Here is a 15864-nt window from a genome sequence, read left to right as displayed (position 1 = left end):
GCATCCTAATGAGTAAAGGAATTTTTATGAAAACGACCATCATCACTTTTTTTTGCCTTATCTGCTTTCTGCCGGCTGTCCGTGCACAGGTAAGCACCGAAGCTACGCTCGAATCCGTTACGGTATATACCCAAGGCGTAGAAATGAATCACAAAGCCAAAATAACACTGCCGGCGGGGAGTAGTGAGGTGGTTATCCGCAATGTGGCCAATGTGCTGGATGAAAATAGTCTGCGTATTGGGGCCGGTGCCGATGTAACAGTACTTTCCGTGAGCTTCAATAAAGATTACATGAAGCCGAAAGAAAAGAGCAAAGCTTATCTGCAGCTTGAGGATAGTGTGAAGCGATTAAATAAACTGCTGACGAACATCAGCAGCGACCAACAATCGAAAGAAGGCCTGCTGGCAGTGCTGGAACGCAATGGCACTATAGCTGGCACCAATACAACGGTGACGGTGGCAGAGCTGGAAAAGATGCTGGATTTTTACGGTCGGAAACAATTGGAAGTAAAACAACAGCTAAGTGTCCTCACCGAACAAAAAGATCTCTATGAAGAGCGTCTTGACTTGTTGCAGCAACAGATGCGGGAACTCACAGCCGATCAGCAGGCCAACCGCGGGCAATTGGTGGCGCAAGTAGTGGCTAAAGTCGCTGCCAGCTGTGAACTTAATATCAGTTATGTGAGCCCTAATGCCGGTTGGAGTGCTTTCTACGATTTAAGAGCTGAAAATACCAGTAGCCCGCTGAAATTGGGCTATAAAGCCAACATCACCCAAAGTACTGGTATTGACTGGAAAAGAATAAAGTTGAGGCTTGCCACTGGCAACCCTTCCCGTAATAGTACAGCCCCGGTATTGTCAACCTGGTTCCTTCGGTATAACAATCTTTCGGCACAGCTGAGGAGCGCAATGCCCGGTGTCATGGTCTCCTCAGGCGGTGGACAGCCGGGAGCAACATCAGATATACAGGTACGAGGCCAGGGTAACCTGGCCGCGGAGCAGGATTTGGGTGAGGTAGCGATATACGGTCAGAAAATAGACAAAAGATCCTATACAGGATCAATATCAATGTCCGCTGCTGATATTGCCAAACGGCCAGTCGTTAATGTAGCGCAAGCGATCAACAACATGAGTAGCTATACGACGCCTGTAGACAATGAACTGAATGCTACCTTCGATGTCGATATCCCCTACGATATCGCTTCCAATGCCAAACCCCACAGCGTATCGCTGCAGGAATATAAGCTGCCGGCAACCTATCGCTATTACGCCGCGCCGAAAAGTAGTGTAGAGGCATTCCTTACCGCGGAGATTACCGGTTATGAGCAACTGAACCTGCTACCGGGTATGGCTAATATCCTTTTTGAGAACATGTACATAGGCAAATCCATGCTCAATCCTGCCGTTACTTCGGACACCATGAGCCTTGGCCTCGGTACCGATAGCCGCATCGTCATCAAAAGGGAAAAAGTAGTGGAGCAAAGCGGGGTAAAGACGCTCGGGAGCAATCGTAGACAATCGTATACCTACGAGATCAAAATCCGTAATGCTAAAAAAGAAACTGTAAACCTGCTGTTGAAAGATCAGTATCCTATTGCCACGGATAAAGATATGGAGGTGGAGCTGAAAGAAGCATCGGGAGCAGATGCGGATAAGGAAACCGGTATCTTAAGCTGGAACCTAAAGCTCGCACCCGGTGAAGCCAAAACGGTCCGGGTCAGTTACTCGGTAAAGTATCCCCGGTCCTACACTATTGCTAATCTCTAAATAAGGTAGCATTGCAAATGTTGTATTGTAAGTGGAGTTGAAGAGACGCGATGTACCGCGTCTCTTCAATCGCTATATCGTTTCCGGCTTCAATGCCGTTACCCATTGCTCCACAGTAAGTGCCTCTTCTACGCCGAAAGTGCCGATGCGGGTACGACGAAGCGCCTGCAGGTAACCGCCGCAGCCCAGGGCGGCGCCGAAATCGTTGGCCAGCGAACGGATATAGGTACCGGTACTGCATTCCACGCGGAAATGCACCTCCGGTAAGGCAATACGGGTCAGCTCAAATGTAGTGATACGCACCGGGCGGGGATCCAGCTTCACCTCTTTCCCTTCCCGGGCCAGCTCATACACACGCTTGCCCTCTTTTTTAATGGCCGAGTGCGCAGGTGGTATCTGCATAATATCGCCGGTAAAAGCGGTAGTAGCAGCCCTTATCATTTCTTCTGTAAGGTGCTCCAGTGACCGGTGCTGTTCCGGTTCCGATTCCAGATCATAGGTAGGGGTTACTGAACCCAGGTGAATGATGCCGGTATATTCTTTTTCCTGTTTCTGGTACTCGGTGATGCGCTTGGTCATTTTGCCGGTGCAGCAGATCAGCAGGCCGGTCGCCAGCGGGTCCAGCGTGCCGCAATGGCCTATTTTCGCCTTCATCAGCCGGCGCAATTTGTTGAGGGCGTCGAAGGAAGTCCAGCGCAAAGGTTTATCGATCAGCAACAGGGCGCCCTCTTTCAGTTCTTCCTGGGTAGGTATGGCATTCATATGGTAATAATGTATCAGTGTTTTGCGGGCTGAAGCGTTTAACTCTTATAGTGTTCAAAACCCTATAAGGGTTAAGCGTTAGTTAGCAACGGGATAGCCTTTGTCGATCCAGTCCTCCTGCAGGTCATGCGTCAGGCGCAGCACTTTGTAATTGGTGAAATGCATGGCCCTGAGCATATCGTAGGCAGGATGCAGGTTGGGGCATACCGAAAGCGGGCAACAGCCGCAATACAGGATCACTTCCTTGTCCCTGGCAACCGGTTGTAAGTAATCTTTCAGTTTGGCCAGATTTTTAGCGTCTTCTACCGCGCCTATATTTACTGCGCCTTGGATGTCCTCAACAGGACCGGTATTCAGGATCAGCAGGTTGCTGGTATCGCCTTTGGCAATACGGCCGGCCAGCGCAACAGGATCTGCCAGCTGTTTTTCTTTCCACGAGCCCAGCTCGTCCTTTTTAAAGGCGCTGAGGCTCAGCACCAGCAAACCCGCAGCAATATATTTCCCCGTGTACTTCATGTTTTTTGTCGCTATTGGGGTGCAAAGGTACTCGCTTTTGCCGGGATACAGAGGTGGCAACTTGCTGTCCGCGCCGGTATTTTCACAGTTGCATTTTCCGGCCCGGAACACAATAAAAAGGGCTATACTACCGTACATGAGCCGATATTTAGCTTGTAAAAGCCGGGTTAAAGGATAATTATTCCTATTTTTGCCTGTTATACCTTAAACAATTTGGCATGCGGATAGAAGCCGGCCCTCTGCTCAGTACCATTGAATACCCCTCCGATCTCAGGAAACTGGAAAAAATGCAGCTGCAGCAGGTATGTAATGAGTTACGTCAGTTTATTATTGATAGTGTGAGTGTGAATGGCGGGCATTTCGGGGCCAGCCTCGGGGTGGTTGAGCTGACAACGGCCCTTCATTACGTTATGAATACACCATACGATCAGCTGGTATGGGACGTAGGCCACCAGGCTTACGGTCATAAGATCCTTACCGGCCGGCGCAGCGTTTTTCATACCAACCGAAAGTTGAATGGTATCAGCGGTTTCCCCAACCGTGAAGAAAGCGAATACGATACCTTTGGTGTGGGCCATTCCTCTACCTCTATCTCTGCTGCATTGGGTATGGCTATTGCCAGCCGGCTCAAGGGTGAAACAGACCGGCAACACATCGCCGTCATCGGCGACGGCGCTATGACCGCCGGCCTTCCCTTCGAGGCCATGAACCATGCGGGGGTAAGCAATGCCAATATCCTGATCATTCTTAACGACAACAACATGAGCATCGATCCCAATGTGGGCGCGCTCAAAGAATACCTTACCGATATCACCACCTCGCACACCTACAACAAGCTGCGCGACGACCTGTGGCATTTGCTGGGCAAATTGCCTTATGCCGATTTTCAGCGTGAGATCGCTGCCAAGGTGAAGGAAAGCGTTAAAGGCGCTATCTCCAAATCCAGTAACTTGTTCGAAGCGCTTGGGCTGCGCTATTTTGGCGCGGTGGATGGGCATAATGTGACCAAGCTGGTCGATATCCTCCGCGATCTGCGCGATATCCAGGGCCCCAAGATCCTGCATATAAAAACAGTAAAGGGCAAAGGCTATAAGCTGGCAGAAGAAGACCAGACCCTGTGGCACGCTCCGGGCTTGTTTGATAAGGTAACCGGTAAGATCAACAAAGTCACTTACAATACACCGCAGGCGCCCAAGTATCAGGACGTATTCGGTCATTCCATTATCGAGCTGGCCAGGGTCAATGAGAAGATCATGGGTATTACCCCGGCCATGCCCTCCGGCTGTTCCTTGAAATACATGATGGCTGAAATGCCCGACCGCGCGTTGGATGTAGGTATCGCCGAACAGCATGCCGTAACGGTGAGCGCCGGGTTGGCGACCCGTGGCATGAAGGTGTTCTGCAATATCTACAGCAGCTTTATGCAAAGGGCTTATGATATGGTGATCCACGATGTGGCGATACAGAACCTGCCGGTGATCTTCTGCCTCGACCGAGCAGGTCTTGTAGGCGACGATGGCGGCACGCACCAGGGCGCTTACGACCTGGCCTATATGCGTTGTATCCCCAATATGATCGTGAGCGCGCCTATGAACGAGCAGGAGCTGCGCAACCTTATGTATACCGCGCAGCTGGAAGAGACCAAAAATCCTTTTGTGATCCGTTATCCGCGCGGACAGGGCGTGATGCCCGAATGGCGGACCCCCTTTGAAAAAATACAGATCGGCCAGGGCCGTAAGATCAGCGACGGTAGCGATCTGGCCATTATCAGCATCGGGCATCCCGGCAATTTTGCCCAAAAGGCCTGCCTGGAACTGGAAGCGGAAAATATCAGCGCGGCGCATTACGATCTGCGTTTTGTAAAGCCGCTCGACGAGAAAATGCTGCACGAGATCGGTCGTAAGTTCTCCCGTATCATTACGGTAGAAGATGGCTGTATCCAGGGCGGCATGGGCTCGGCGGTACTGGAGTTTTTTAACGCGCATGGGTATAAGCCTTCCGTAACGATACTGGGTATTCCCGACCGCGTGATCGAGCATGGCAAACCAGATGAGCAATATCGTGAGTGCGGCTTTGACGCATCGGCTATTGCCGCTGCTGCCCGCGATATGATGAAGGTCAGCGGAAAAGATCTCAGCCTGGCCTAAGCCAATATCATATGTTTTCTTTAGAGACACCCAGGCTCCTGCTCAGGGATATTGCTATTGTCGACGTTCCGGCAATACATGCGTTGCATTCCCTTCCCGAAACGGATCAATACAATACCATGGGCATTCCAGCCCATATTGGGGTTACCAATGATCTCGTCAGGACCTGGTTGACGACGCAGGAAGCCGTTCCCCGCGTTCATTTTATCCTTGCTGTTACCTTAAAAGATACCGGGCAGTTTGCCGGCCTTTTTGGTATGATCCTGGCTGCCCCCAAAAAGCAGAGTGCTGAGGTCTGGTATAAGCTGCATAAGGACCGTTGGCGCAGCGGTTATACTTCCGAAGCGCTGGACCGTATACTGCAGTTTGCTTTTGAAGTGCTGGCCCTTCACCGGGTCGAAGCCGGCTGTGCTGTAGACAATGCCGGTTCCATACGTGTGCTGGAAAAAGCCGGTATGCTGCGCGAAGGGCACCGGCGCAATGTATTACCCATAAGGGGGCAGTGGGTGGACTGCTACGAATATGCCATACTCGAAGAGGATTATTTTGCCCGTAAAAAGAGTTGACCATGAAACAGCAGCTGGAAGAGCAAGGATATCTTATACTGGATGGAGTGCTCAGCCCTTTGGAAAGGAAAGCGGTTGCAGATGTGATCGAAGTGTCAATAGATGTTCCCGGCACGGCTTTCCGCCGGCAGGGTGACCTTTTTGCCATACGGCGGGTATTGGCCGTGCTGCCGCAGCTTTCTGCATTGCTCTTTACGCCTGGAATGATGAAAGCTATTGCGCCGTACATGGATAAAGGTTGCTTTATCAGCAAATCCATTTATTTTGATAAGCCGGTTGCTTCGAATTGGTTTGTGCCCTACCACCAGGACCTGACCATATCGGTAGATAACAAGACCGAAGTCTTAGGCTTTGGTCCCTGGAGCAGAAAGGACGGATATTTTGCCGTACAACCGCCTGTTTCCCTGCTGGAGCAGCAGCTCACTCTTCGCATTCACCTGGATGATACCGATGAAAGTAACGGCGCCCTGAACGTGATACCGGGCTCGCACCGTAAAGGCATTTACCGTCCCGAAACGATTGACTGGTCGATAGAAAAGGAAAAGGTCTGCAAGGTGCCGGCTGGTGGCCTTATGTTGATGCGCCCCTTGCTGCTCCACGCTTCTTCCCGTAGCAAAGAAGGCAAAAGACGGCGGGTGCTGCATATCGAGCTTAACCATGCCGTGCTTCCCGCAGGCATGGCCTGGGCCGAAAAACAATCGCTTCCCTGATGTCCGCATGCTTCACCCATAATGAAGCATGCAGTATAAACAGATCGATATCCTTCAGATGGATAAATAAAAAGCGGGCTGTCCCAATACAGGAAACAAAGCATCTTCCGGTCCTTGAGCCCGTCGAAAGGGCAGTATCGGGATAGTAAATAGTAAAAAAGCGGGCTGTCCCGAATGAGGAGCAGCCCGCTTTTCGTATCGATCGTATTGTTATTTGCCAATGCCATTAGCATCGAGCAGCTGCTGCAGCACCTGAAGCCGTACTGCCTTCAGGTCTCTTGCCGTATCTGATGCGCTGGTGCTGAAATTGAGCGCAAAGAAATAAGGATGCGGGATCTGCTCCAGCTTGCCGGTTTCTACGTTTTTCAGCTCCTCCGATTTTTCCACATAACCTACCACCCACAGCAGGTTGCCTCCGGTATTGTTCCAGCCTGTCTTATAATAAAGCTTGTAGTTGGGCGACTCTTTCTGAAGCATCATCCCCCGTACAATACGTTGCGAGCGCTCGCTGAAGGGCAATTCGGTATGGTACAACCTCTTGATGAAGCCAACCTGCTCATCGGCCGAAATGCGCAGCCGGTGGTTGATCCAGAAGGCATCAATGCTATCGCCTATTTCCATATTGCCATACTTAACGGTATCCAGATAATGCTGCATGCGCTCCTGGCCAATGCGGCGGGCGAGCTCCTGGTAATAAGGCAATGCGCTTACCTTAAAGGCCTGGGCCATCGTGAGGTCCTTGTTCCAGTCTTCGTTCCAGCGCTTGACACCATCCCACTTGATCACCAGTTGCTCGTCGGGCGCCACGGCAGTTTCCAGGCCTACCAGCGAATTGAATATCTTGAAGGTTGATGCCGGCGAAAGGCGTTCGGCGCAGCGTTCCTTATTGTAATAATGTGCCGTTTCCTTGTTGTTGTCGTATACCTCGAAGCAGCCTTCCACTTTTGCAGCATCGAAATAGGATTTCCATTCGGGATGTTCATTGATCCGGACATCGGTGCAAGACGCGGCAAAAAGAAGGAGCAGGGGGCTGAGACGCAACAGGTATTTCATTATCAGACGAAGCTTAAGATTTGGCCGCAAAATTACGGTATCCCCGTCAATCGGCCGTTCGGAAAAGAAAATGTTCCCGGTGTTTTTGCCGGGAACATTTTTAAGAAGTGTATCAGACCGCTGTGCCGCTGGCATCGATCCAGTTGGTACCGTTGAACCAGACGGGCTTGCCCAGGGTGGTGTCGAGGTTTGCTGCAGGGATAAAGTGAGGCGACAATGGTACCACCGTTGACGGTATCTGTATTGCCGTTGTCCCAGAAGAATTCACCTTCGCCGCCATCGTCGGGGGCATAATAGCCCATCAGGAATACATAGAGGTCCGTAGCCGGATCCACGTTGTCTTGCAAAAATTGCAGGGATGTTGCTTTCATAAGAAAAGGGTTTTTACGAAAGTACCTCCCGGCTGCGCCGTCAGGCGGCGAAGCAAAGGAAAAAACAAGGGGCCGCCTGTTGGTTACAAGCGGCCCCTTGTTCATTAAGGAAGTCTATTTCAGCTGTATGTCCAGCAGTTTGGCGCCATCCTGCAGGTCTTTGTTCCATTTCTGGGCGCTGGCATTGTCGCCCGATTGCAGGGCTACCTGCGCCAGGTATTGCATAGCGCCCAGGGCGGGTTTGCCATCCACGCTAATGGCAAGGCCACGGGCGTCATCGCTCTTTAAGCTTGTAATGTAGGCGATCATCTGCTTACTGTCGCGCACAACAATGTCGGCCAGCTTACGTGCCTTGTCCGGAGCGCCGGCAAGATAATAGGCAGCCACTACGCTCCACATCGCCTGGTCGTACTGGTACGATTCATAAGTGATGTTTTGCGTGATCTTATCGAGCAGCCTGATCGCTTCCTGCTTGCGCCCTTCGCGTATGAGCGCCTCGGCTACTTTTGCGCCGCTGAGGCGATAGGTCATGAGCATCGTCTTGTTCTTCTCATCAAAGTAGACATCCTTTCTTTCGGTGCCGCCCCAAAGGAACTGGTTGAGGTAAAGGTTCAGGCTTTTGGTCGTATTGGTCATCTGAGGCGCACCCGATTCCGGCGAGGAGCCTTGCACACGCATGGGCACAAGCTTATTGGCCAGACCTTCCAGCTGTATGTATTCGTCCAGCCCCTGGAAATCGCCGCCGCCGGGGAAGCCGGCGCTGAAGTAGATCGGACGCTTCCAGCCGTCGCGGGCAACGCCGGCAATAATATTCAGGATGCCCAGGTCGGGTTTGTAAAGCTGGTCTTTGGGCAGGGTAAAGGCGATCTCATCGGCGATCTTAGCCGAGTCGCCCATGGCCACAAGGCCATTGCGCAGCACGGCAGCCTTATCTATTTTTATAGATACATTTTTAGTCGGCAATATATTGTAGGAGTCGCCATTACGGGACTGTACCTGCGTTTGCGGATCGTTGGACACGGTAAACTGCAGCACCTGCTCCAGGTCGATATAGCGGTCCTGCGGTACGCCGGGCAGCTGCTGGTAGATGACCACGTTGCGTTTGTCGGCCTCGTAGTCTTTGGTTTTCCAGATCATGGGTACCGCGTCGGCTTTATTGATCTTATAGTTCAGCTGATCGATATACCAGTCGATGCCCAGCAGGCTGAGGTTAATAATACGCACATCGGTACGATAACCTTCTATCTCCTGCATATACCACAAAGGATAAGTATCGTTGTCGCCCACGGTAAACAGGATCGCATTGCTGTCGCAGCTGCTCAATACATTGTAAGCTGTTGTGCGCGCCAGTGTTTTCTGAGAGCGGTCATGGTCGTCCCAGTTCGCCGTAGCCATCAGCAAGGGTACAGCCACCAGGCAAAGCACCGTCGCCAGCGCCGGTGCGGCAATGCCCTGCTTCAGCCCTTTCCGCAGCCAATCGGCTACCATCAGCACACCCAGCCCTATCCATACGGCAAAGGCATAGGTAGCGCCGGCATAGGCGTAGTCCCGTTCGCGGGGCTGCTGTGGTGTATTGTTGAGGTAGATAGCAATGGCAATCCCGGTAAAGAAGAACAGGAGGCCCACAACGATACCGTCCCGCTTATCGCGGTTGAACTGATACACCAGGCCCAGGACACCCAGGATAAAAGGCAGCAGGTAATATTGGTTGCGCGCCCTGTTGTGCTTGTAATATTCGGGCAGCTGGTTGATGTCGCCACGGCCAAACATCTTATCTACCGCGCCGATTCCTGATATCCAGTTGCCGTTTTGCGGCTCGCCGTAGCTGGTGCCCGCAAAATCATTTTCCCTTCCGGCATAGTTCCACATAAAGTAGCGCCACCACATCCAGTTGAGCTGGTAGCGGAAGAAAAAGGCATAGTTGTTGGCTGCTGAAGGCCGCTCATCATCGCCCAGCTGCAGGTAGTTCTTATAGAAAGCGGCATGGCCGGCGTCGTACACCCTGGGGAAAAGACGCATTTGGTCGGCCGGGTAATCAGCTCCGGTCTGGCGGGAACCGATCAACTCATAACGGGTCTTGCCGGCATCGTCGGTACGTTCGGCATAAATGGGTTTGCTTTTGCCCGGTCCGGAAGGCTCAGAGTTATAATCGGGTCCATAAAGGATGGGCTGCTCTCCGTACTGGTCGCGTTGCAGGTACGACAGCAGGCTTAGCACGTCGTCGGGGTTGGTCATGTCAATGGGTACATCGGCGCGGGAGCGGATAATGATGCAGACATAGCTGGAATAGCCGATAAGCGCAAAGACCACGCAAAGCATGCTCACCTGCAGGAGGTAGCGGCCGCTCTTTTTGGCCCAGCGTATCAGGAATACAAACAGGGCTGCCAGCAGCAGGATAAAGAAGAGGGCGCCGCTATCGAGGGGAAGGCCAAAGCTGTTGACAAACAGCAGCTCAAATTTGGAAGCCAGGATGGGAATGCCCTGGATAAGACCCACCTGTACCGATCCCAGCAGCACGCAGCCCAGCACAAAGGCGAGAATACCTCCGGCCAGGGTCACTTTATACCGGCGGAAATAATAGACCATGGCCAGCGCTGGTATGGCCAGCAGGTTGAGCAGGTGCACCCCTATGGAAAGGCCCATGAGGTAGGAGATCAGGATCAGCCAACGGTCGGCGTGCGGCGCATCGGCATGGTGCTCCCATTTTAGAATAGCCCAGAACACAATGGCGGTGAAGAAAGATGAGGTCGCATATACCTCCGCCTCTACAGCAGAGAACCAGAAAGTGTCGGAAAAGGTATAGGCCAGGGCGCCTACGGCTCCCGCGCCGATGATGGCGACAAGCTTAGACCGTGTGAGCGCTTCACCTTCCTTTATCAATAGCTTATGGGCAAAGTGGGTGATGGTCCAGAACAGGAACAGGATCGTAAGGCCGCTGGTGAGCGCCGAAAGGCTGTTGATACAGGCCGCGACCTGGGTAGGTGCGGCAAACATGCCAAAAAGGCGGCCCAGGAGCATAAATAGAGGCGCGCCGGGGGAGTGCCCTACCTCAAGCCGGTAAGCTGTCGACAGGAACTCGCCGCAGTCCCAGAAACTTACCGTTCGCTCCATCGTAGCCAAATAAACAATAAAGGCAATGGCAAAAACAATCCATCCGCTGAGGTTGTTTATTTTTTTGAAGTTCATTGAAAGGAATATTATGTGATCTGTTGTAAAAGGCTGTAAAGCTAAAGAAATGTCCTTTAGAGCAAAAACAAAATGTGAAAACATGAAAAATGCAGCCAATTTAACGAGCCACACAACATATTGGCACAATATTTGTCTTACCCATAAGCAAAACAAAACACTTGACGTATGAAAAGAATCAGTTTACTCCTCCTCGCGGTACTTGGTTTATCAGGTATAAACCAGGTTTCTGCCCAGTTACAAAAAGGAAACATCATGGTGGGCGCCAACCTGGCCAACCTTGGCATTAAATTGCAAAGCGGTACCACTGGTATTTCTTTTAGCGTCAATCCCAAAGTGGGTTGGTTCATCCAGGACAATATCGCCATTGGTGGCGAAGTGGCGCTGGGACTCGATCATCAGTCTGTAAGCAGCATTTCTACCAATGCGATCAATTACAAGGTAGGTGCTTTCGGCCGTTACTACATCAGCGATCCCCGTGCCATCCTGCTCAAGCACAGCCGTTTCTTCCTGGAAGCCAATGCCGGCTTTACCGGTGTTAATACCAAGACTGAAGGCGCACCTTCTGTTACCACCAACGGTCTGGGCCTTGGTGTAGGACCCGGCGTGGCTTACTTCATTACGCCCAACGTAGGCCTTGAAGCTTTGCTGAAGTATGACCTGGGTCTGGGCTTCGGTAGCTCTGTTACCAGCCACAATTTTTCTGTCGCTGTAGGTTTCCAGATCTACCTGCCTACCAAGAAAGCCCGTGCCCTGTATGAAGAAGCATCAGGAGAAGTGAAGGAGAAAATGAAGAAGAGCAAAAAGAACAGTTCTAACGATGACGATGAATAAGCTTCTTGTCATTAGTGACAATAAGGGCCGGACAAAAGTTCCGGCCCTTATTTGTTTAGCAACTGTGCGGGAAATAAGATATGTGCCCGTTTCACTTTCTACTCGGGGAAAATGCCGGCTTCTATAACCGGCAAATACCTGACACAACAAAAAAAGAGACCCATAGTAGGTCCCTTTTTTATATCCGGCGCACAAAGCGTCATTTTGTTTAGATATTCATGCCGCCACAGGCGCTCAATACCTGGCCGGTAACATAGCTGCTGAGATCGGAAGCCAGGAATAGCGCTACATTGGCGATCTCTTCGGGCTTGCCAAAACGCTGCAGCGGTATTTTTTCAAACCATTGGCTGGCATCGCCATCTTTAAGGTAATGGGTCATGTCGGTTTCGATAAAGCCGGGTGCGATGGCGTTGCAACGCACATTGCGGCTGCCGAGCTCCTGCGCTATCGACTTGGTAAAGCCGATAATGCCTGCCTTAGAGGCGGCATAGCTGCTTTGGCCGGCATTGCCCTTTACGCCCACGATAGAGCTCATATTGATGATGCTGCCGCTACGGGCTTTCATCATGGTACGGATCACTTGCTTGGTCAGGTTGAATACTGACTTCAGGTTGGCGTGCATCACCTCGTCCCATTGTTCGGGGCTCACGCGTAGCAACAGGTTGTCGCGGGAAATGCCGGCATTGTTGACACAGATATCAATGCCGCCGAATTCTTTGGCTACATCGGCAGCCAGTGCCTCTGCCGCGGCAAAGTCGGCAGCATCGCTTTTATAGGCTTTGGCCTTTACGCCCATGCCGGTAAGCCTGTCTTCCAGCGCTTTCGCTTTTTCATCTGAAGAAAGGTAGGTAAATGCAATATTGGCGCCCTGTTCCGCGAATTTCAGTACTACGGCTTCGCCTATACCGCGGCTGCCTCCCGTAACGAGAGCAGTCTTATTGTCAAGTAATTTCATCTGCCTGGCTTTTTATAGAATAAACTTAGGTGTGCTTTGCCCATAACCCGGACCGGAGACTTGCTGTATCGCGGGTTCAGGCCGCTAAAATAAACCATAAAATTGAAAATCGTACTTTTGAAGGATATTCATTAATTATTGTCGTGACAAATGAAGACAGTGTTTATAACTGTTATCGGGCTTCTTTTTTTTGCTTCCCTAAGCGGGCAGCAATACCATCCGCTCAAGCTGTTTGACCTGGCAACAGGCGCCGATGTGGTTACCTATGGAACGATCATGAAGGTGGACGATCATTTCTTTTACCTGCAGGGCTTTACTGAAGAGGGGAAGCCCAGGACCTACAAGATCGAAAAGTTCATCGGCCGGTCCGGGTCTTACCGTTGGGAGCCCTACGCTGCCGGGCAGCGGGTGTTTGTTTTTCTCCGGAAGACCAACAATATGTATAGCATCCTGAGTCCGGGAGCGGAAGGTGAATTGCCGGTGATCAACGATTCCCTGGTAGTCGATATGCAGTGCTTTACGCCCCTGATACAGCAACGCCTGGCGCCGAAAGGCTTCACGCCGGAGTTTAAAAAACTACAGACTTTCAATGTGGGTAAAAAAAAGGTGCTGGGACTCCGCTTTACACCACTTTACCTTTATCAGTCGGCGATGGCCTTGCGGGATTGCTACCAGGTGATCCTGAAACGGCCCAATACCTTTCCCAGCTTCACCTGCTTTAATTTTTTCGATCGCTATACACGGGAAAAGATCGACAGGCAGAAAAAGAAATCAAAGCTGATGCAGCTGATGTATAACGATATGGAGGAAGCACAAATGAAAAACTGTAAGTAAATTCGCCTTCACATTGATCATTGCTTCATGTAAAAACAGCCAATCTGTAATGAATAAAAAAATGATTCCACTGCTGGCGCTCAGCGCCTGCACCGCATTTGATATGACCGCTCAAACCCGCTATCCGGCTACTAAAAAAGTAGATCAGACCGACAACTACTTTTCTCATAAGATCGGCGATCCTTACCGCTGGCTGGAAAACGACACCGCCCGCGATACAGAAGCCTGGGTAAAAGAGCAGAACACGGTAACCCAGGATTACCTGTCGAAGATCCCGTTCCGCAGCAAGATCCACGCCCGGCTTACCGAGCTGTGGAATTACCAGCGATACGGCGCCCCGCAGAAAGAAGGCGATTGGTTTATCTTCTCCAAGAACGACGGGCTGCAGAACCAATCCGTACTTTATGTAAAAAAAGGCCTCAACGGTACGCCAGAGGTGCTGCTCGATCCCAACAAGCTATCAACCGACGGTACCGTGGCCTTGCAGGCAACAGGCGTATCCAAGCACCAAAAATACTTTGGTTATGCCGTGTCGGCCTCGGGAAGCGACTGGCAGGAGATCTATGTAATGGACTTCGCCACACGCAAGCTCATCAGCGATAAGCTCGAATACGTGAAATTTACGGGCATCAGCTGGGCCGGTGACGATGGCTTTTACTACAGCGGCTACGACCGGCCTAAAGACGAAAAGACCAAGTACAGCGCCAAGACCGAATACCAGAAAGTGTTCTACCATAAGATCGGGACGCCGCAAAGCGCCGATAAACTGATCTATGAAGATAAGGAGCACCCCTTGCGTTACGTGGGCGGCGGACTTACAGAAGACGAGCGCTTCCTGGTGCTCAGCATCTCCGAAGGTACCGACGGCAGCGAGATCAAGATCATGGATATGAAGGATAAGGGCAAAGGCTTTATCACTATTGTGCCGGGCTTTAAGACCAATGCCAACTTAGTCGATAACATCGGCGACAAGATATTGCTGCAGACCAATAGCGGCGCGCCCAATTATAAAGTGGTACTGCTCGATCCGAAGAATCCCGGAGAAGCAGCCTGGAAAACCGTGATCCCTGAGCAGAAAGAGCCGCTGGAAGCCATCAGCACCGGTGGCGGCAGGTTGTTTGCCAGCTACCTGAAAGATGCCTGTACCCAGGTAAATCAATATACCATGGATGGTAAGCTGGAGCATAAGATCGAGCTGCCCGGCGTAGGAACGGCGTCTGGTTTTGGCAGCAAAAAAGAGGACGATTTCTTCTTCTACACCTTTACTTCCTTTACCTATCCTGCCACCTCTTTCCGGTACGATATCAAGAGCGGCAAGTCGGCCTTATACCAAAAGCCGGATGTGAAATTTGACCCTGCGACTTACGAAACCAAACAGGTATTCTACACCAGCAAAGACGGTACAAAAGTGCCGATGTTCATCACCGCTAAAAAAGGATTGAAGCTTGATGGTAATAACCCCACGTTGCTCTATGCCTACGGCGGCTTCAATATCAATATTACGCCCTCCTTCTCTGTAGCCAATATGGCCTTTATTGAGAACGGCGGTGTGTACTGTGTCGCTAACCTGCGCGGTGGCGGCGAGTATGGTGAGAACTGGCACAAAGGCGGCATGCTGGAGAAGAAGCAGAACGTATTCGACGATTTTATCGCGGCGGCCGAGTACCTGATCAAAGAAAAATATACCAGCAGCAGTAAGCTGGCGATACGCGGTGGCAGCAACGGCGGCCTGCTGATCGGCGCCTGTCTTACCCAGCGTCCCGATCTGTTCAAAGTAGCTATTCCCCAGGTAGGTGTGCTGGATATGCTGCGTTACCACAAATTTACTGTAGGCTGGGGCTGGGCTGTAGAATATGGTAGCAGCGATAAGGAAGATCAGTTCAACTACCTGATCAAATACTCTCCCCTGCACAACGTTAAGCAAGGCACCTGCTACCCGGCGACCCTGATCACTACTGCCGATCATGACGACCGCGTAGTGCCGGCGCATTCTTTTAAATTCGCCGCCACGCTGCAGGCTGCTCAGGGTTGTGATAATCCCACGCTGATCCGTATCGACAGCAAGGCCGGTCACGGAGCCGGTAAGCCCACTTCCAAAATGATCGATGAAGCCGCCGATATCTGGAGCTTTGTCTTCTACAATATGGGTGTACAGCTATAAGCT

General features: G+C 51.4%; 13 protein-coding genes. 7 read left to right on the top strand and 6 right to left on the bottom strand.

The features are described 5' to 3' along the window. Positions 1-26 precede the first annotated feature (26 nt). Positions 27-1766 carry a DUF4139 domain-containing protein gene (locus DZK30_RS08575; RefSeq protein ID WP_162902957.1) on the top strand — a complete coding sequence of 580 codons (1740 nt, stop codon included), beginning with the start codon at positions 27-29 and terminating at the stop codon, positions 1764-1766. 72 nt (positions 1767-1838) lie between these two features. Here the strand turns inward: DZK30_RS08575 and truB are convergent, their stop codons facing one another. Both truB and DZK30_RS08565 read right to left on the bottom strand, forming a co-directional pair. Further along, positions 1839-2528 carry a tRNA pseudouridine(55) synthase TruB gene (truB, locus tag DZK30_RS08570; protein ID WP_118973712.1) on the bottom strand — a complete coding sequence of 230 codons (690 nt, stop codon included), beginning with the start codon at positions 2526-2528 and terminating at the stop codon, positions 1839-1841. 78 nt (positions 2529-2606) lie between these two features. Then, positions 2607-3044: a rhodanese-like domain-containing protein gene (locus DZK30_RS08565; RefSeq protein WP_162902956.1), complete on the bottom strand. Its 438-nt coding sequence runs from the start codon at positions 3042-3044 to the stop codon at positions 2607-2609. Positions 3045-3262: 218 nt separating this feature from the next. On the opposite strand from DZK30_RS08565, the gene dxs reads away from it, so the two are divergent. The 3 genes from dxs to DZK30_RS08550 are packed head-to-tail and all read left to right on the top strand — an operon-like array spanning position 3263 to position 6467. Beyond that, the gene (gene dxs, locus DZK30_RS08560) at positions 3263-5191 is read left to right on the top strand and encodes a 1-deoxy-D-xylulose-5-phosphate synthase (protein ID WP_118973710.1); all 1929 of its coding nucleotides are present in this window, start codon (positions 3263-3265) and stop codon (positions 5189-5191) included. Positions 5192-5202: 11 nt separating this feature from the next. Beyond that, positions 5203-5757 carry a GNAT family N-acetyltransferase gene (locus DZK30_RS08555; RefSeq protein WP_118973709.1) on the top strand — a complete coding sequence of 185 codons (555 nt, stop codon included), beginning with the start codon at positions 5203-5205 and terminating at the stop codon, positions 5755-5757. 2 nt (positions 5758-5759) lie between these two features. Beyond that, a complete protein-coding gene (locus DZK30_RS08550; protein WP_118973708.1) occupies positions 5760-6467 on the top strand; it encodes a phytanoyl-CoA dioxygenase family protein in 708 nt (235 codons plus the stop codon). A 210-nt stretch (positions 6468-6677) separates the two neighbouring features. On the opposite strand, the gene blaOXA is transcribed toward DZK30_RS08550, so the two are convergent. The 3 genes from blaOXA to DZK30_RS08540 all read right to left on the bottom strand — a co-directional run bounded on the left by blaOXA (position 6678) and on the right by DZK30_RS08540 (position 11077). Next, the gene (gene blaOXA / locus DZK30_RS08545) at positions 6678-7520 is read right to left on the bottom strand and encodes a class D beta-lactamase (protein WP_162902955.1); all 843 of its coding nucleotides are present in this window, start codon (positions 7518-7520) and stop codon (positions 6678-6680) included. Between the two features lie 32 nt (positions 7521-7552). Continuing rightward, positions 7553-7891, bottom strand: a complete 339-nt coding sequence (locus DZK30_RS25775) for a hypothetical protein (protein ID WP_162902954.1) — start codon at positions 7889-7891, stop codon at positions 7553-7555. A gap of 114 nt (positions 7892-8005) precedes the next feature. Then, entirely contained in the window at positions 8006-11077 is a 3072-nt protein-coding gene (locus DZK30_RS08540) for a glycosyltransferase family 117 protein (RefSeq protein ID WP_162902953.1), read from the bottom strand. Between the two features lie 168 nt (positions 11078-11245). On the opposite strand from DZK30_RS08540, the gene DZK30_RS08535 reads away from it, so the two are divergent. Then, complete coding sequence (locus tag DZK30_RS08535) at positions 11246-11911, top strand: outer membrane beta-barrel protein (protein WP_118973705.1); 666 nt, start codon at positions 11246-11248, stop codon at positions 11909-11911. A 208-nt stretch (positions 11912-12119) separates the two neighbouring features. Here the strand turns inward: DZK30_RS08535 and fabG are convergent, their stop codons facing one another. Beyond that, positions 12120-12866: a 3-oxoacyl-[acyl-carrier-protein] reductase gene (gene fabG, locus DZK30_RS08530; protein WP_118973704.1), complete on the bottom strand. Its 747-nt coding sequence runs from the start codon at positions 12864-12866 to the stop codon at positions 12120-12122. 150 nt (positions 12867-13016) lie between these two features. On the opposite strand from fabG, the gene DZK30_RS08525 reads away from it, so the two are divergent. Further along, positions 13017-13700: a hypothetical protein gene (locus DZK30_RS08525; protein WP_118973703.1), complete on the top strand. Its 684-nt coding sequence runs from the start codon at positions 13017-13019 to the stop codon at positions 13698-13700. Positions 13701-13749: 49 nt separating this feature from the next. After that, complete coding sequence (locus tag DZK30_RS08520; protein ID WP_240432888.1) at positions 13750-15861, top strand: prolyl oligopeptidase family serine peptidase; 2112 nt, start codon at positions 13750-13752, stop codon at positions 15859-15861. The last annotated feature ends 3 nt before the right edge of the window (positions 15862-15864 follow it).

The organism is Taibaiella koreensis (assembly GCF_003545715.1).
GTDB lineage: Bacteria > Bacteroidota > Bacteroidia > Chitinophagales > Chitinophagaceae > Taibaiella > Taibaiella koreensis.
This window is presented reverse-complemented; position numbering and strand designations above follow the sequence as displayed.